Here is a 15,729-nt window from a genome sequence, read left to right on the forward strand (position 1 = left end):
GGCCGGACTCTTTGCGATGATGAGTCCAAGCCCACCGACGTACCCCCACGGAGAGGACCGCTCATGCGCGCACTGGTGCTGCAGGAGAAGAACCGCATGTCCATCGAGGAGGTCGAGCCCGCCGGGTCGCCGGGGCCCGGTGAGGTTCGCATCGCGATGCACACGGTCGGGATCTGCGCCTCTGACGTGCACTATTGGACCGACGGCAAGATCGGCCCGTTCGTCGTCAAGGAGCCCATGGTGCTGGGCCACGAGGGCGCCGGCACCGTGGTCGAGGTCGGCGAGGGCGTCACCCACCTCTCCCCCGGTGATCGCGTGGCGATGGAGCCCGGCGTGCCGGATCCTTCCTCGCGGGCCGTGCGCGAGGGCAACTACAACGTCGATCCCGGGGTCCGGTTCTGGGCCACTCCTCCGGTCGACGGGTGCCTGACCGATGAGGTCGTCCACCCCGCGTCGTACACGTACAAGCTCCCCGAATCCCTGAGCTTCGCCGAGGGCGCGCTCATCGAGCCGTTCTCCGTGGGAATGTTCGCCGCCACCAAGGCCGGCATCGCTCCGGGTGATGTCGCCGCGATCGTGGGCAGCGGCACCATCGGGATCATGACCGCTCTGGCTGCACGCGCCGGCGGCGCCAGCCGTGTGTTCATCAGCGATGTCCAGCCCCAGAAGCTCGAACTGCTCGACGGACTGGAGGGCATCGTCCCCGTCGACGCCACCCAGGAGGACCTCGGGGAGCGGGTGCGCGCGGAGACCGGCGGATGGGGACCTCAGGTCGTCTTCGAGGCCTCCGGCGCCGCCCCTGCCTACAAGAACCTCTGGTCCCTGCCGGCGCCCGGCGGCCGGATCGTGCTGGTGGGCATGCCGGTCGACCCGGTGCCCTTCGACATCGCCACCGCGCAGAGCCGAGGCGTCTCGATCGAGACGGTGTTCCGCTACGCCAACGTGTACCAGAAGGCGATCGACCTCGCCGCGAGCGATGCCGTGGACCTCAGCCGCTTCGTCTCGCAGTCCTTCGCCTTCGAGGACTCCGTGCAGGCCTTCGAACGGTTCCTCGAAGGACGGCCGACGGACGTGAAGCTGCAGATCACCCTCTGAGACGCGCCATTCCCTGCGACGCGAATCCCTGAGGCGCGAACTCGCCAGGGGCCCGGACAGCGATCACCAGCACGCAAGATCCGTGGAACCGTGGGAATGCGTCCCCAGTTCCCACGGTTTCGCGGAATTCACGCGGTGTCGGAGGCGTGGTTCTCTCCGGGGGCCGCGAGAGCTGCTCGCCGCTGCCAGAACACGACCGCGCTGGCGGCCGCGACGTTCAGTGAGTCGACGCCGCCGGCCATCGGGATCACCACGTGCTCGTCGGCCGCCTTCAGCGTGGCGTTCGTCAGGCCGTGCCCTTCTGCCCCGAGGACGAACGCGACCTTGCGGCCGCCACGCAGGTCGACCTGGTCCAGCGCGACCGCGCTGTCGGTGAGCGCCAGAGCGAGGACGTCGAAACCGGCATCGTGCAGCAGGTCGACGCCGTCGTGCGGCCCGTCCTCCCCTGGTGGGTGCGGCGCATGCGGCCAGGCTCCCAGGCGCGTCCACGGCACCTGGAACACGGTGCCCATCGAGACGCGGATGGACCGGCGGTAGAGCGGGTCGGCGCAGCGCGGGGAGACCAGCACCGCGTCGACGCCGAGAGCGGCGGCGGAGCGGAACATCGCTCCCACGTTGGTGTGGTCGACGATGTCCTCGAGCACGGCGACGGTGCGGGCCGTGGCCAGCACGTCGGCGGTGCGGGGCAGCTGCGGGCGCTGCATCGAGGCCAGGGCCCCGCGGTGGAGATGGAACCCGGTCAGCTGCTCGATCAGCGCCTCCTCGCCCACGAACACGGCAGCGTCGGGGAAGCGCGTGTACAGCGGGGCGAACCGCTCCAGCCACTTCTCGCTCATGAGGAACGAGCGCGGCTGCATGCCTGCCTCGATCGCGCGCGAGATCACCTCATAGCTCTCGGCCATGAACAGGCCGCGCTCGACCTCCACGCGCGAGCGCAGCCGCACGTCGGTCATGCGCAGGTAGTCATCCAGCGCCGGATCCGAGAGATCGGTGATCCGGTGCAGCTGCGGGTCGGGCACAGCGGGGTCAGTCCAGCGACAGGGAGCGCGCGGTGAAGCGGTCCCCGTGCTGCTCGGCCACCAGGGGCAGCCCGAAGGTGCGCGTGAGGTTCTCCGACGTCAGGGTCTCTTCGATCGGGCCGGCGGCGACGAGGCCGCCGTCGCGGAGCAGCGCCACGTGGGTGTAGCCGGGCGGAATCTCCTCGACGTGGTGGGTGACCAGTACGGTCACCGGCGTGGCGGGGTCCTTCGCCAGGCGGCCGAGTGTGCGCACCAGCGATTCCCGGCCGCCGAGATCCAGGCCCGCGGCGGGCTCGTCCAGCAGCAGCAGCTCGGGGTCGGTCATGAGGGCACGCGCCGCCAGGACGCGCTTGCGCTCCCCCGTGGACAGCGTGCCGAACATGCGCTCGGCGAGGTCACCGACGCCGAAGGCGGCCAGCAGGGTGCGGGCACGCTGGAGGTCGATGTCGTCGTAGGCTTCGCGCCACCGGCCTACGACCCCGTATCCCGCGGTGACCACGACGTTCTGCGCGGTCTCGTCCGCCGGGATGGTGTCGGCCAGCTCCTGGCTGGCCAGTCCGATCATCGGGCGCAGTTCGAAGATGTCGACCTTGCCGAGCTGTTCGCCGATGATCCGCACCGTGCCGCTGGTGGGGTGCATGCGCGCGGCGAGCAGGAGGATCAGGGTCGACTTCCCGGCGCCGTTGGGCCCCAGGACCGCCCAGCGCTCGCCCTCGGCGATGTCCAGGGAGAGGGAGTCGAGAATGTTGTGTCCCGAGCGGCGGACGACGACATCGGTCAGTGAAGCTGCTGCGACGGCCATGGTCCGAGCCTATCGTCCGGATCCGTGCCCACGTGACGCGCCGGCGCCGGTTCGAGACGTCGGAGTGCTCACGTGCCGCCCCTCATGCAGGGGCATGTGCACGCGCTCGCACCCTCGACGATCGCGCCCGATCCGCGGCCGCGTATGGAGCGCGCGTGACCTCTAGACTGACCGCGCCCGAACCGCCGATCCAGGAGGTCGATGTGCCGCACCGCCCCGTCTCTGTGCACGCCCCGCGAGGGTCGGTCGCGGCCGCTGTGATCCGCGAGGGCATCGACGCCCTGCTCAGCACCTACGGCGAGAACCTGTCCCTGGAGTTCCCCGCCGACGTTCTGGCCGACGCGGAGCGCGCAGCGGCCCGCGACATCGCCGGCGCCGAGCGCACCGACCGCACCGGTGTCCCGTTCGTGACCCTGGATCCGGAAAGCTCCACGGACCTCGACCAGGCGATGCATCTAGAACGCCGGGGCGAGGGTTTCCGGGTGCTGTACGCCATCGCCGACGTGCCCGCGTTCGTCGAGCTCGACAGTCCGCTCGATCACGAGGCGCGGCGCCGCGGGGAGACCGTCTATCTCCCCGATCGTCGGATCCCGTTGCACCCCGAGGTGCTCTCCGAGGGCGCCGCCTCGCTGCTTCCCGGGCAGAGCACGCCGGCTTTCGTCTGGGTGCTCGATCTCGATGCCGACGGCGAGATCCAGCGCATCGACCTGGAGCGTTCGCAGGTGCGGTCGATCGAGAAGCTCAGCTACGACCGGGTCCAGGACGATCTCGACCAGGGCACGGGCCACCCCACGATGACCCTGCTGCAGGAGATCGGCGAGCTGCGCGCCCAGCGCGAGGCGGACCGCGGAGGCGCAAGTCTGAACGTGCCCGAGCAGGAGATCATCGCCGAGGGCGACCTGGTACGACTGACCTGGCGCCGCCCCCGCCCCATCGAGGACGCCAACGCACAGATCTCGCTGATGACCGGGATGGCCGCTGCCCAGCTGATGCTGGAGCACGGCGCGGGGATCCTGCGCACCATGCCACCGGCACAGCAGCGGGCAATCGATCGCTTCCGACGCCAGAGCGAGATCCTCGGCGTCCCCTGGCGCCACGACCAGGCCTACGGGGAGTACCTGCGCTCCCTGGACTGGCGCGAACCGGCCCACCTCGCTCTGCTGAACCAGGCCACCTCCCTGTTCCGCGGCGCCGACTACGCGGCCTTCACGAGCAGGGAGGAGATCCCCGAGGATCCTGCCCAGGCCGCGATCGCCGCCCCGTACGCACACACCACGGCGCCGCTGCGCCGGCTGGTGGACCGCTTCGTGCTGCTGGTGTGCCACGCGCATGTCCAGGGGCGCCGGCCGGAACCGGAGCTGCTCGCCGCCCTCGGGCAGATCCCCGATGCCATGCGCTGCACGGGCTCGACGGCGGGCGAGCTGGAACGGCGGGCGATCGACCTGGTCGAGACCGCGGCGCTGGCGGCCTTCGAGGGCGAGACGTTCGAGGCCGCCGTGATCGAGCGCCGAGAGGCGAGCGAATCCGGCGACGGCGGCACCGCGACGCCGACCCGGGTCGAGGTCCAGCTGACCGACCCGCCGGTCACCGACTGGGTGCCGATGGAGGCCGAGATGGGCGAGGTCGTCCGCGTGCGGCTGGAGTCCGTCGAGGCGACGGCGGGCCGCGCGGTGTTCGTCCCCCTCCAGGAGGGTGCCGCATGAGCGCGGCGGGACCGTCGGCCCGGGATCTCGTCGCCCTGCCCCGCGCCGCCGTGCTGATGCTGTGGGCCTCCGCCTACCTGCGCGGGGACCTCGGCCCCGATGACGCCGCCGAGATGAGCTACGGCGTCGGGCGCAGCGGGCCCGGGGACGGCGGCCAGAACCTCTTCGCCTGGATGACCGGGCTGCGACGGCTGCCCCTGGCGCAGCTGCGGCTGGTGCTCCCCGTGCCCGGCCGTATCGCCGGCCTGGTCGGCCCTCCGGCGGCTCTCCCGGCTGCCCTCGAATCTGAACAGGCGATCGTGGTCACCGGCGCCGGGATCGCCGATCACACCCTGATCCCCTCGGTCACCGATCCGGGCGGCATGGTCCACGCCGTGACCTGGGAGCGTTTCGACGCCCCCGTGGGCTCGCAGGTCCCCCCGGCCGCCACCTCGGGGCACGCCCGGGAGGAGCTGCTGCGCGCCATGCGCCGCGTGGCTGAGGGGAGCATCGACCTGGACCTGGTGCCCGACGAACCGGCCGAGTCCGCGCGGATCCCGCCGACATGGACCTCGACCGCGCTCCCCCGCCATGTCGACGACAGCGCGGCACACCTGCTGGTGCTCGCGGCTCGCACGCTGATCCTGACCCGCTCGGAGATCGACGAGGGCTCGGGCCACACCGTGCATCTCTCGGAGGCCCTGGCACGACGCGGGCTGCTGGACGAGCTCCACGATGTCGCCCGGGGTGCGCTCGTGGAAGCGGTCGAGCGCATCGTGGCCGCGGAGATGGGCTGACCACGACCGGTCGCCGCCCTCCGAGGTGCCGTGGCGGTCGGGCGGCCAGACAGACACCGACCGCTCCGACCGCTCCGTCCGCTCCGCCCAGAGCAGCCCTCAGCGCCGCTGTGCGAGCACAGTCCGGTAGACGTCCAGCGTGCGCTCGGCGATCGAGGTCCACGAGAAGTGCTCCGCAGCGCGCCGGCGGGAGGCCTCCCCCATCTGCTTCGCTCGCGCAGGATCGGCGAGCATCCGGGTCAGTGCCTCGGTGAGGTCGGCGACGAAGCGGTCCGGGTCGACCGGGGTGCCCGTGCCGTCGCTGACCTGATCGATCGGCACCAGGTACCCGGTCTCCCCGTCGGCCACGACCTCGGGGATCCCGCCGGTGGCGGAGGCGACCACGGGGGTGCCGCAGGCCATCGCCTCGAGATTCACGATGCCCAGCGGTTCGTACACGCTCGGGCACACGAAGGTGGTCGCGTGGGTGAGGACCTGGGTGAGCTCATGGCGGGGCAGGTGCTCGGAGATCAGATGGACGTTCCCCCGCTCCGCCGCGAGCTCGCTCACCAGGTCGTCGACCTCCGCGGCGATCTCCGCGGTGTCCGGCGCGCCGGCGCACAGGACCACCTGGTGATCGGCGGGCAGGCCGCGCACCGCGCGCAGGAAGTAGGGAAGCCCCTTCTGCCGGGTGATGCGGCCGACGAACACGATCGTCGGCGCCTCCGGGTCGATGCCGCGAGAGGTCAGCGCGGAGGTCTCCGGATTCGGCGCCCACTGCTCGATGTCGATGCCGTTGTGGACAACGTGAACCCGTGCCGGGTCGACCGTGGGGTAGGCGCGCAGGATGTCCTCGCGCATCCCGCCGGAGACGGCGATCACTCCGGCGGCGCCCTCGTAGGCGGTGCGCTCGGCGAACGAGCTGACCCGGTACCCGCCGCCGAGCTGCTCCGCCTTCCACGGCCGCAGCGGCTCGAGCGAATGCGCGGAGAGCACGTGCGGCATGCCGTGCAGCAGCGAGGCCATGTGCCCGGCGAAGTTGGCGTACCAGGTGTGGGAGTGGACCAGGTCCGCCCCGGCGCAGTCCGCTGCGATCAGCAGGTCCGTCCCCAGCGTGGTCAGGGAGGCGTTGGCACCCTCGAGCTCGACAGGGGCGGCGTACGAGGAGGTGCCGGGCTCGTCCCGCTGGGCGCCGAATGCGCGCACACGGACGTCTATGTGGGGTCGCAGCACCCGGGTCAGCTCGGCCACGTGCACCCCGGCGCCGCCGTACACCTCCGGCGGATACTCCTTGGTGAGCAGATCCACGCGCATCTCGGACTCCCTCTCTGCTCGGGCCCAGCGCCTCGAGCGTCCCATTGTGCCGGTCCCGGCGTGATGGCTGCCACGTCTGGACTATCCTCGCACCATGTCGTCCAAGAAGGTCCTCGCCATCGTTCTCGCCGGCGGCGAGGGGAAGCGGCTGATGCCCCTGACCCTCGACCGGGCCAAGCCCGCCGTACCCTTCGGCGGCATCTATCGTCTGATCGACTTCGCCCTGTCGAACATCGTCAACTCCGGGTACCTGCGCATCGTGGTGCTGACGCAGTACAAGTCCCACTCCCTGGACAAGCACATCGCCTCCACCTGGCGCATGAGCTCCCTGCTGGGCAACTACGTCGCTCCCGTGCCCGCGCAGCAGCGTATGGGCAAGCACTGGTACCGCGGCTCCTCCGACGCGATCTACCAGTCCCTGAACCTCATCCACGAGGAGAAGCCGGATTACGTGGTCGTCGTCGGCGCCGACCATGTCTATCGCATGGACTTCTCCCAGATGCTCGATGCTCACATCGAATCCGGCAGGCCCTGCACGGTCGCCGCGATCCGTCAGCCCATCGACCAGTCCGACCAGTTCGGCGTGATCGAGACCGACCCGTCGGACCCGACGGCGATCAAGGCGTTCGTCGAGAAGCCGACCCAGACCGAGGGGCTCGCCGATGATCCCGGCTCCATCCTCGCCTCGATGGGCAACTACATCTTCACCGCCGACGCGCTGGTCGAGGCCGTCACCCGGGACGCGCAGGACGACTCCAGCAAGCACGACATGGGCGGCGACATCGTGCCCTACTTCGTCCAGCAGCAGGCGGCCGGCGTCTACGACTTCATCCACAACGATGTCCCCGGCTCCACCGACCGCGACCGCGACTACTGGCGCGACGTCGGGACCCTGGACGCCTTCTACGACGCCCACATGGACCTGATCGCTATCCACCCGGTGTTCAACCTGTACAACGACGCGTGGCAGACGTTCACCGGTCACCGCACGGTGCCGCCGGCGAAGTTCGTCCACGCCGGTCCGGGGCGCGTGGGCACCGCGGTCGATTCGATCATCTCCCCCGGAGTGGTCGTCTCCGGATCGCAGATCTCGAACTCGGTGGTCTCGCCCGGGGTGCGGCTGAACTCGTGGTCGACGGTCTCGGACTCGGTGATCATGGACGGTGTCTCCGTGGGCCGCCACAGCCAGATCCACCGCGCGATCCTCGACAAGAACATCGTGGTCCCGCCGCGCACGCAGATCGGGCTGGATCCGGAGGCCGACCGCGCCCGCGGCTGGGTCGTCACCGACTCGGGGATCACCGTGATCGGCAAGGGAACGGTCATCGAGCCGTGAGCGCGGAGGCCTCGCCGACCACGCACGCCTCGCCGGCCACCGAGGTGGCCGGGCTCCTGGTCTCCGATGTCGACTCGACGTTCCTGACCCAGGAGGTCATCGAGCTGGTGGCCGACCATGCGGGAGTGCGCGACCGGGTCGAGGAGATCACCGCCGCCGCGATGCGCGGAGAGCTCGATTTCTCCCAGTCGCTGCGCGCGCGGGTGGCGCTGCTCGAGGGACTCGACGAGTCCGTGCTCGCGCAGGTGCGCGACGTGCTGGAGCCAACGCCCGGAGTGCTCGAGCTCGTCGACCGCGCGAAGACCGCCGGCTGGAAGATCGCTCTCGTCTCCGGCGGGTTCCACGAGGTGATCGACGAGCTGGCCGCCTCAGCTGGCGTCGATCACGTGCTCGCCAACCGCTTCGAGACGGTCCAGGGGCGCTTCACCGGGAACGTGGCCGGGCCGATCATCGACGGGGCCGCGAAGCGCCGCACCCTCGAGCAGCTCGCCGAAAACTACGCGATCCCCGCCTCCCGCGTGGTGGCGATGGGCGACGGCGCCAACGACCGCGAGATGCTGAGGGCGGCCGGCACCGGGATCGCGTTCCGGGCGAAGCCGGCGCTGCGCGAGGTGGCCGACGTGATCCTGGACGGCGAATCGCTGCTGGATGCGTGGCCGCACCTGGAGGCAGCCGCCCGGAGCTGAAGGTCAGGGCCGCACGATGGTGTGCAGCGTCAGCGTCTTCTCCTCGAGCTGATCCCAGTGCGCCAGATCGCCCGAGAGGACGCCCATTCCGCCGGTGGGCATCCCGATGCGCGCCTGGGCGACCGATCCCGGGTCTGAGTGGTCGCCGGCCAGCAGTGAGACCAGCGAGGCCATCGTCGGCTCATGCCCGACGACCATCACCACGGGATGCTTGTCCTTGACGTCGTGCAGCAGGGAGAGCACCTCGCCCGCACCGCCGCTGTAGATGTCCTCGTGGAGGGTGACCTTGCCGTCGAAGTCGGGCATCGCGGCCCGCACGGCGTCCCACGTCTGCGTCGTGCGCAGTGCGTCCGAGACCAGCACGCGGGAGACCCGGACGTTCTGCGACTCGAGGTACTCCCCCACCAGCCGCGCCTGGGACCGTCCCCGCTCGGCGAGCGGACGCTCATGGTCCGGTTGTCCGGAACCGCTGTCCGCCTTGCCGTGGCGCATCAGCAGCAGCAGGCGGGAGTCGGGGTCGGAGGATGACATGGGGGTACGTTCACGCCTTTGTTCGAGGGTCTGCAGTCGATCCGGATGCGGATCAGTGTCCCATGCCGAGACCACCGTCGACCGGGATCACGGCGCCGGAGATGTAGGCGGCGTCGTCGCTGGCGACGAAGGCCACCACGCGGGCCACCTCGTCCGGCTCGGCGAACCGTCCCGCCGGGATCGCCGCACGGTAGGTGGACTGCTGGTCCTCGGACAGCGCCTGGGTCATCTCGGTGTCGATGTAGCCGGGGGCGACCACGTTGGCCGTGATGCCCCGGGAGCCGAGCTCACGGGTCAGCGCACGGGCGATGCCGATGAGGCCCGACTTCGAGGCCGCGTAGTTGACCTGTCCGGGAGAGCCGTACAGGCCCACCACGGAGCTGATCAGCACGATGCGGCCCTTCTTCTTGCGGATCATGGACTTGATGACGCGCTTGACGGTGCGGAATGAACCGGTGAGGTTCGTGTCCAGCACCGACTCGAAGGAGTCGTCACTCATCCGCATCAGCAGCTGATCATCCGTGATCCCGGCGTTGGCCACCAGCACCTCGATGGGGCCGTGAGCCTCCTCAGCGGCCTTGATCGCCGCATCGAGACTGTCGCCGTCGGTAACGTCGGCGCCGACGGTGAGGGCACCATCAGGACCGCCTTCACCGGACCTGCTGGTCACGGCCACCTTGTCGCCGCGGCGGAGGAACTCCTCCGCGATGGATCGTCCGATGCCCCGGTTCCCACCGGTGATCAGGACACTGCGCGGCTCGGGGGTGGCGTCGGTCATCGTGGCTCCTTGCTGCGAAATCGGCTGAGAGGACGTGCGGAGTGCTGCCCCGCAGGCGTCGTGGGCATGCACGGCCCGTCCACTGGAGACAGCAGGCCTCGTGGGGCGGGCGTGCTCTACGATACGGGGCGAGACAGTGTCGGGATCCTCGGGGGAAGCCCGTCCAGGAACGTCAGCCTCCGGAAGGTGCTACCAGATGGCATATCGCTTCAACCCTCCGCCCAACTGGCCGATCGAGGACCCGAACTGGACCCCACCGCCGGGATGGCAGCCGGATCCGTCGTGGGGCCCCGCTCCCGAGGGGTGGAACTTCTGGATCGAAGCAGGTCCGGGTGAGGCGGCCTCGGGCCAGGGCGAACCGGCCGGCGGTGCTCCGGCATCCCAGCAGGAGGCATCCGCTCCCGAGGAAGGAGCCTCGCTGGAGGATGAGGCACCGCTCGACGAGGACGCCACCCGCGTCGGCGCTTCGGGACCCGCCACCGGAGGCGCTGAGCCGGCACCGGCCTCGGACGGCTCGGGACTCCATGCGGCGCGGGGCGGTACCGGTGCGGACTCGCGCCCGGAGGCTTCTGGCGCGGAGACGGCAACCGGCGCACCGGAGCCGGAGGAGGCCGCGTCTCTCGAGGAACCGCCCGTGGAGCCGGCCGATCAGGACGTGCAGAACACCCCCGCCGCCGACACCGGCGCTGGCGCGGAGGATGACGCGACTCGTGTCGCCGCTCCCGGCCAGCAGCCCGGGGGAACAGCCCCCGATGACGGCACTCGGGTGAGCGGTCGCCGTGCGCAGTACGGCCCGGTGGGCTCAGACGACGACGCGACGCGGGTGGCGGGCTCCGGCCAGGCCGGCGGTCCGGTGGATCCGGCCGACGACGCGACGCGGGTGGCGGGCTCCGCTCAGCCCGACGACGCCGTCTCCGGTGGTGGATCCGCGACGGACGACGGAACGGGCCCGGAGGCGGGCGAGTCCTCGGGGTCGGGCTCCGAGACCGCTGAGTACACGGGCCCCGATCTCGACTCGGACCTGGCGCAGCAGACGCCGTACGAGAGCGCCGGGCCCGTCTCCGGCGATGATGCCTACGCAGGTGCCGGCGACAGCACGGGCGGAGCCTCGCAGGACCACGGTGGCGGGTCCGCCGCGGCAGCGGGACCGGCCGGTGGCGCCGCCGCATACGGCGCCCAGAGCGGCCCTGCTCAGGGTGGTGCCGACAATGGCTTCGGCCAGCCGTCGCCGAGCCAGGGCTATGGTCAGGCCTCGCCGGATCAGGGCTACGGTCAGTCGTCGCCGAGCCAGGGCTATGGTCAGGCCTCGCCGGATCAGGGCTTCGGTCAGTCGTCGCCGAGCCAGGGCTATGGTCAGGCCTCGCCGAACCGGGGCTTCGGCCAGCCGTCGCCGAGCCAGGGCTATGGTCCGAGTTCCGCGAGTGGTGCGCCGGGCGACGACACCGGCTCTGGTTGGACAGCGACCACAGCACCGGGCGAGAAGCCCCAGAAGGGCGTCATCGCCCGGTTCTGGTGGGTCGGATGCATCGTCCTGTTCCTCATCGCCGCCCTGATCGCCGCCATCGCCGGCGTCGCGTTCTTCAGCCTCCGGGACTCCGGTCCAGATGCGGGCGGCAGCCCCAGCGAGGAGTCGTCGCAGGAGACGGCCACCGATCAGGAGAGCCCCACAGACGGGCAGAGCCCCACGGAGGAGGAAGGCGGAGGGGCGGCATCCCCGGATCCGACCACTCCCCTTCCCACCATCAGCTCCGACGCCGAGGAGAAGGAAGTCACCGGCGAGAACGGTTCGGGAACCGTCGCTGTCGACATGGAGTGGCTCCCGCCCGAAGATCTCCCCAGCATGTACGGCGGCACTGTCGAGGCGGGCGAGAACAGTGAGTACCTCGTCGTGACGGCGAAGATGACTGTCACCGAAGGGGCCATGGAATTCCCGAGCTACGGCCTCGCGGTCACCACGCCGTACGGCGGCAATATCTCCGCCGCCTCCGCGAGCTACGGGCTGGATGAGTCGGGTCTCGACTACGACAGCTCCTACGAGTTCCAGGCCGGTGAGGAATACACCGTCAAGCTCCTCTTCGATGCCAAGCGGGCCGGCGGCATGAAGCTCGAGTACAACAACTACACCGACGTGTACACCTGGGACGTCCCTGCGTGAGCACGCGCTTCAACCCTCCGCCGAACTGGCCGGAGCCGCCCCACGAGGAGTGGACCCCGCCGGCCGACTTCCAGCCCCAGCCCGACTGGGGGCCGGTGCCGGCCGGATGGCGCTTGTGGCTGACCGGGAAGGAGAGCGGCAGGGATGAGGCTCCACTGCAGGACTCGGAGGACGTCCCGACCAGCGGGGCTCGCCCGCGCCAGCGCGTGGAGGCGTATCCGGTCTCGGTGATCAATCCGGGAATGTGGGCCGAGAACCACCTTGAACAGGAGGATTACGGGTTCCCGCCCGCCAAGCCCGTCAAGGACCGTCCGCGGCTTCGCCTCGGAGTGACGATCACCGTCACCGCGCTCGGCTTCGTGCTGGCCGCACTGACCGCGGTCATGTTCGTGCTGCTGGTCGACTTCGCGATCGAGGACCTCCCGGAGATGGTCTCCGGGGCGGCCGGGTATCTCGACGGCGCGATGCATCTCCCCGGCGCGACCGGGTCGTCGCACGCCATGATCGGGGCGGAGGGAGCCGCGGGCGCCAGCGCGTCCGCGTCCTGGGCCGGATGAACCGGGGGTCGGCACGCCGGCGCGTGCTCCTCGGCCGCGAGACCCTGATCGGACTGGTCGTGGTCGTGCTCGCCGCGGCGATATGTGTGGCGCTGGGATTCTGGCAGTACGGTCGCTTCGAGGACCGCCGCGATCAGGCGGCCGTGGTCGAGACGAACTACGAGGCCGCCCCGGTCCCCCTCGAACAGGTGCTTCCGGAGCCCGACGCCGCCCTGGCGTCCGATGCGGACTGGACCCCGGTGCAGATGCGCGGCAGCTACTGCGCCGAACCGGACTGCGTGCTGTATGTCCGCAACCGCCAGCTCTCCGGGCATGTCGGCTTCTGGCAGCTGGTCCCGTTCCGCGCCGACGACGGCACCTCGCTGCTCGTCGTGCGCGGCTGGGTCGAATCGCACAGTGAGGAGTCCAGCCCGGCCGATCCGCCGCCGGTGCCCGAGGGAGAGCGGACGATCACCGTGCGGCTGCGCCCTGCCGAACCGGTCCTGGACCGCGAGATGCCCCCGGGACAGGTGCATTCGGTCAATCCGCCGCAGATCGCCGGGGTCCTCCCTGACGACGGGACCTCGCTGGTCAGGGCGGCCTACGGGGAGCTCGTGTCGGAGAGCCCCTCCGCACCGCGTCCGGAGAGTCTCCCGTCCCCGGATACCTCGCTGGGCTCCCACCTCTCCTATGCCGTCCAGTGGTGGGTCTTCGCCCTGCTCTTCCCCGCTGCCCTGATCTATCGCACCCGGCGTGCACTGCAGGATCTCGAGGCCGACGAGGCTGACGGGACCGACGAGGCCGCCCACAGCAAGCGTGACCGTACCCGCGACCACCGCGCCCGCCTCCGGCAACGGACCCGGCGGCGGGGCCACGACGAGGAGGAAGAGGATGCCCTCATCGACCAGCAGGAGCACTGACCGGCGCAGGGCGACGGGCTCCCGGTTCCTGCCCGGGCGGCGCCCGCGCCGCATCGCCCACCGTGGATTCGCGCCGGACGGCGCAGAGAACACCCTGCGTGCCTTCGAGGCTGCGCTGGATGCGGGAGCCGACATGCTCGAGACCGACGTACGGGCCACTGCCGACGGACTGGCTCTCACCGTCCACGACGAAGATCTGCAGCGGGTCGCCGGTGACCCGCGCCGGATCGACCAGCTGACGGCCCACGAGGCCGGCTCCGTGCGCCTGGCCGGCGATGAGCCGCTGGCGATGCTCGAGGACGTGCTGGGAACGTTCGTCGACGTCCCGGTCAACGTCGACATCAAGGCGTCCTCGGCGATCGGGCCCGCTGTTGCGGCGATCGCCCGCACCCGCAGTGCGCACCGGATCTGCCTGGGCGGTTTCGACGAGTCCGTGGCGCGCAAGGCCGTGGCCACGGTGCGCGCGTCCACCGGGGTGACGCCGGTGCGCAGCCCGGCCCGCCGCACCGTCGCCTCGTTCTACGCCGCACGCGCCGTCGAGGCGCCCGACGCGGTCATCCGCCGCCTGCTCGCCCCGTACGGTGCTCTCCAGGTCCCCCTGAGCTACAAGGGTCTGCCGGTGGCCACCCCGGCCAACATCGCCGCGGCCCATCGCGTCGGGTGCGAGGTGCATGTGTGGACGGTCAATGACCGTGTGACCATGCAGAATCTGCTGGCCAGCGGCGTGGATGGTATCATCACCAATCGCGTCGACGTGCTCTCGGAGCTGCTCGACGGCGAGTGACCACAGGTCACCAGCCATCGCGGCGCGAGCACCCCGGAACCGTGCCGGTCGGGAACAATCCCGGCCCCCGGGGCGTTGACCCCTTCAGACCTCCCGGGCGGCACTCCGCCCGAACCACCATCCCCCGGCAGGAAGCGAGAACCGCATGAACAGCCGCAGCCTGCGAGGCACCCGACTGGGCTCCCTCTCCATGGAGACCGACGAGGGCGTCCTCGCCGCACCGCGCCAGGAGGCGATCTACGACTGCCCCAACGGCCACACGATCGTGCTCCCGTTCTCGGTCGAGGCCGATGTGCCCGGCGCGTGGGAGTGCCGTTGCGGCGCTTCGGCCGTGCTCCGTGACCACGACAAGCCCGAGGCGAAGCCCGGCAAGCCCGTGCGCACCCACTGGGACATGCTCCTGGAGCGTCGCAGCGAGGAGGAGCTCCAGGTCCTCCTGGACCAGCGCCTGGAGCTGCTGCGTGCCGGCAAGCTCCACCAGCGCCGCAACCTCTGAGGGTCCCAGGCCCGTCCGATACGCCCCTGCGCCCCCGTCCCGCCGATCGGCGGGGCGGGGGCGCAGGCATACGGTTCCGGGTGGCGGGCCCGAGCCGACAGTGCGCTGGCCGACCCGAGGCGGCGGTGTGCTGGCCGACCCGAGGCGGCAGTGTGCTGGGTGGCCGGCTCGACCCGCCAGGGTGCAGGGCTCGCCGACGCCGCATGGGCGCGCGAACCGCCGAATTCAGTCCTGGGTGATCGTGGGCGGCGGACCGTCACGGCGGGTGGCCGGATCGCCCGCGCCCGCGCCGTGCGCGGTGTTCCGTGAGGAGCGCTCCGTCTTCTCGGCCTCGAGGATGATCTCCCCGTCGATCACGCCGTTGCCGGTGCGCCGGTAGAGGACTCTGCGAGCTCCGTCGGAGCCGCTGCCCAGACCCATCGCCTTGACCGACCGGCGCTGGACAGGCGTGAACAGCAGCACGATTCCCAGCAGATCGGTGAGGATGCCGGGGAAGAAGAAGAACAGGGCCGCGAGCATCGTGAAGGCAGGACGCGAGAGGTGGTCCTGGACGTCTCCCCGGCCGCGCACAGCGCGCACCAGGGACCGCAGCCGCACGGCCGACTGCTGGCCGGCGGCCACGAGCAGGGCGACGGCGATGACCCAGCCCACGGCGATGATCAGCACCGACCACCACAGGCTCGAGTTGACCCCGATCAGGACGAGGATGGCGAGCTCGGCAAGGCCCAGTACCACGATCGCGATCGGCAGCAGCGTACCCAGCCACGACCGCGAGGTCTTCCGCGGCGACGTACTCGATGGAGTGCTCACGCGGTTTCC

16 protein-coding genes are annotated in these 15,729 nt (G+C 70.7%); 10 read left to right on the plus strand and 6 right to left on the minus strand.

What is annotated here, in order from left to right:
* The first annotated feature begins 63 nt into the window (after window positions 1-63).
* The gene (locus tag ACFQS2_RS12300) at window positions 64-1,095 is read left to right on the plus strand and encodes an NAD(P)-dependent alcohol dehydrogenase (RefSeq protein ID WP_377017048.1); all 1,032 of its coding nucleotides are present in this window, start codon (window positions 64-66) and stop codon (window positions 1,093-1,095) included.
* Window positions 1,096-1,223: 128 nt separating this feature from the next.
* Here ACFQS2_RS12300 and ACFQS2_RS12305 read toward each other — a convergent pair whose 3' ends face one another.
* A complete protein-coding gene (locus tag ACFQS2_RS12305; protein WP_377017274.1) occupies window positions 1,224-2,048 on the minus strand; it encodes a TrmH family RNA methyltransferase in 825 nt (274 codons plus the stop codon).
* Between the two features lie 73 nt (window positions 2,049-2,121).
* Entirely contained in the window at window positions 2,122-2,916 is a 795-nt protein-coding gene (locus ACFQS2_RS12310; RefSeq protein WP_377017046.1) for an ABC transporter ATP-binding protein, read from the minus strand.
* Between the two features lie 155 nt (window positions 2,917-3,071).
* Here ACFQS2_RS12310 and ACFQS2_RS12315 point away from each other — a divergent pair, with 155 nt between their 5' ends.
* Together ACFQS2_RS12315 and ACFQS2_RS12320 are read left to right on the plus strand one after the other, a co-directional pair.
* A complete protein-coding gene (locus ACFQS2_RS12315; protein ID WP_377793920.1) occupies window positions 3,072-4,619 on the plus strand; it encodes an RNB domain-containing ribonuclease in 1,548 nt (515 codons plus the stop codon).
* The gene (locus ACFQS2_RS12320; protein ID WP_377793921.1) at window positions 4,616-5,395 is read left to right on the plus strand and encodes a hypothetical protein; all 780 of its coding nucleotides are present in this window, start codon (window positions 4,616-4,618) and stop codon (window positions 5,393-5,395) included. The genes ACFQS2_RS12315 and ACFQS2_RS12320 overlap by 4 nt, the downstream gene beginning before the upstream one ends.
* Window positions 5,396-5,494: 99 nt before the next feature.
* Here ACFQS2_RS12320 and glgA read toward each other — a convergent pair whose 3' ends face one another.
* Window positions 5,495-6,733: a glycogen synthase gene (glgA, locus tag ACFQS2_RS12325; protein WP_377793922.1), complete on the minus strand. Its 1,239-nt coding sequence runs from the start codon at window positions 6,731-6,733 to the stop codon at window positions 5,495-5,497.
* Between the two features lie 49 nt (window positions 6,734-6,782).
* Between glgA and glgC the strand changes: the two genes are divergently transcribed.
* Together glgC and serB are read left to right on the plus strand one after the other, a co-directional pair.
* Window positions 6,783-8,024, plus strand: coding sequence for a glucose-1-phosphate adenylyltransferase (gene glgC / locus ACFQS2_RS12330; protein WP_377017038.1), 1,242 nt, complete (start codon window positions 6,783-6,785; stop codon window positions 8,022-8,024).
* Window positions 8,021-8,710 (plus strand): phosphoserine phosphatase SerB, encoded by a 690-nt coding sequence (serB, locus tag ACFQS2_RS12335; protein ID WP_377793923.1) that lies wholly within the window; start codon window positions 8,021-8,023, stop codon window positions 8,708-8,710. Before glgC ends, serB begins: the two co-directional genes overlap by 4 nt.
* 3 nt (window positions 8,711-8,713) lie before the next feature.
* Here serB and sixA read toward each other — a convergent pair whose 3' ends face one another.
* Window positions 8,714-9,241 (minus strand): phosphohistidine phosphatase SixA, encoded by a 528-nt coding sequence (gene sixA / locus ACFQS2_RS12340; RefSeq protein ID WP_377793924.1) that lies wholly within the window; start codon window positions 9,239-9,241, stop codon window positions 8,714-8,716.
* Window positions 9,242-9,293: 52 nt separating this feature from the next.
* On the minus strand, window positions 9,294-10,019 hold the full coding sequence (locus ACFQS2_RS12345; RefSeq protein WP_377017032.1) for a beta-ketoacyl-ACP reductase: 726 nt from the start codon (window positions 10,017-10,019) through the stop codon (window positions 9,294-9,296).
* Between the two features lie 196 nt (window positions 10,020-10,215).
* Between ACFQS2_RS12345 and ACFQS2_RS12350 the strand changes: the two genes are divergently transcribed.
* The 5 genes from ACFQS2_RS12350 (at window position 10,216) to ACFQS2_RS12370 (ending at window position 14,910) form a co-directional block, all read left to right on the plus strand.
* A complete protein-coding gene (locus ACFQS2_RS12350; RefSeq protein ID WP_377793925.1) occupies window positions 10,216-12,174 on the plus strand; it encodes a hypothetical protein in 1,959 nt (652 codons plus the stop codon).
* Window positions 12,171-12,731 carry a hypothetical protein gene (locus ACFQS2_RS12355; protein WP_377793926.1) on the plus strand — a complete coding sequence of 187 codons (561 nt, stop codon included), beginning with the start codon at window positions 12,171-12,173 and terminating at the stop codon, window positions 12,729-12,731. Before ACFQS2_RS12350 ends, ACFQS2_RS12355 begins: the two co-directional genes overlap by 4 nt.
* Window positions 12,728-13,630 (plus strand): SURF1 family protein, encoded by a 903-nt coding sequence (locus tag ACFQS2_RS12360; RefSeq protein WP_377793927.1) that lies wholly within the window; start codon window positions 12,728-12,730, stop codon window positions 13,628-13,630. The genes ACFQS2_RS12355 and ACFQS2_RS12360 overlap by 4 nt, the downstream gene beginning before the upstream one ends.
* Window positions 13,602-14,414, plus strand: coding sequence for a glycerophosphodiester phosphodiesterase family protein (locus ACFQS2_RS12365; RefSeq protein WP_377793928.1), 813 nt, complete (start codon window positions 13,602-13,604; stop codon window positions 14,412-14,414). Before ACFQS2_RS12360 ends, ACFQS2_RS12365 begins: the two co-directional genes overlap by 29 nt.
* 145 nt (window positions 14,415-14,559) lie before the next feature.
* On the plus strand, window positions 14,560-14,910 hold the full coding sequence (locus tag ACFQS2_RS12370) for an RNA polymerase-binding protein RbpA (RefSeq protein WP_377017022.1): 351 nt from the start codon (window positions 14,560-14,562) through the stop codon (window positions 14,908-14,910).
* A gap of 225 nt (window positions 14,911-15,135) precedes the next feature.
* Here the strand turns inward: ACFQS2_RS12370 and ACFQS2_RS12375 are convergent, their stop codons facing one another.
* Entirely contained in the window at window positions 15,136-15,720 is a 585-nt protein-coding gene (locus ACFQS2_RS12375; protein WP_377017020.1) for an FxsA family protein, read from the minus strand.
* Between the last annotated feature and the right edge of the window lie 9 nt (window positions 15,721-15,729).

This window comes from Brachybacterium sp. GCM10030267 (assembly GCF_042666875.1).
Classification (GTDB): domain Bacteria; phylum Actinomycetota; class Actinomycetes; order Actinomycetales; family Dermabacteraceae; genus Brachybacterium.

Coding starts and splice junctions, on each gene's coding strand:
- glgA (WP_377793922.1), bottom strand. CDS start 6,733: ATGGGACGCTCGAGGCGCTGGGCCCGAGCAGAGAGGGAGTCCGAGATG.
- sixA (WP_377793924.1), bottom strand. CDS start 9,241: ATGTCATCCTCCGACCCCGACTCCCGCCTGCTGCTGCTGATGCGCCAC.
- ACFQS2_RS12320 (WP_377793921.1), top strand. CDS start 4,616: ATGAGCGCGGCGGGACCGTCGGCCCGGGATCTCGTCGCCCTGCCCCGC.
- ACFQS2_RS12300 (WP_377017048.1), top strand. CDS start 64: ATGCGCGCACTGGTGCTGCAGGAGAAGAACCGCATGTCCATCGAGGAG.
- glgC (WP_377017038.1), top strand. CDS start 6,783: ATGTCGTCCAAGAAGGTCCTCGCCATCGTTCTCGCCGGCGGCGAGGGG.
- ACFQS2_RS12370 (WP_377017022.1), top strand. CDS start 14,560: ATGAACAGCCGCAGCCTGCGAGGCACCCGACTGGGCTCCCTCTCCATG.
- ACFQS2_RS12365 (WP_377793928.1), top strand. CDS start 13,602: ATGCCCTCATCGACCAGCAGGAGCACTGACCGGCGCAGGGCGACGGGC.
- ACFQS2_RS12345 (WP_377017032.1), bottom strand. CDS start 10,019: ATGACCGACGCCACCCCCGAGCCGCGCAGTGTCCTGATCACCGGTGGG.
- ACFQS2_RS12360 (WP_377793927.1), top strand. CDS start 12,728: ATGAACCGGGGGTCGGCACGCCGGCGCGTGCTCCTCGGCCGCGAGACC.
- ACFQS2_RS12305 (WP_377017274.1), bottom strand. CDS start 2,048: ATGACCGACGTGCGGCTGCGCTCGCGCGTGGAGGTCGAGCGCGGCCTG.
- ACFQS2_RS12310 (WP_377017046.1), bottom strand. CDS start 2,916: ATGGCCGTCGCAGCAGCTTCACTGACCGATGTCGTCGTCCGCCGCTCG.
- ACFQS2_RS12350 (WP_377793925.1), top strand. CDS start 10,216: ATGGCATATCGCTTCAACCCTCCGCCCAACTGGCCGATCGAGGACCCG.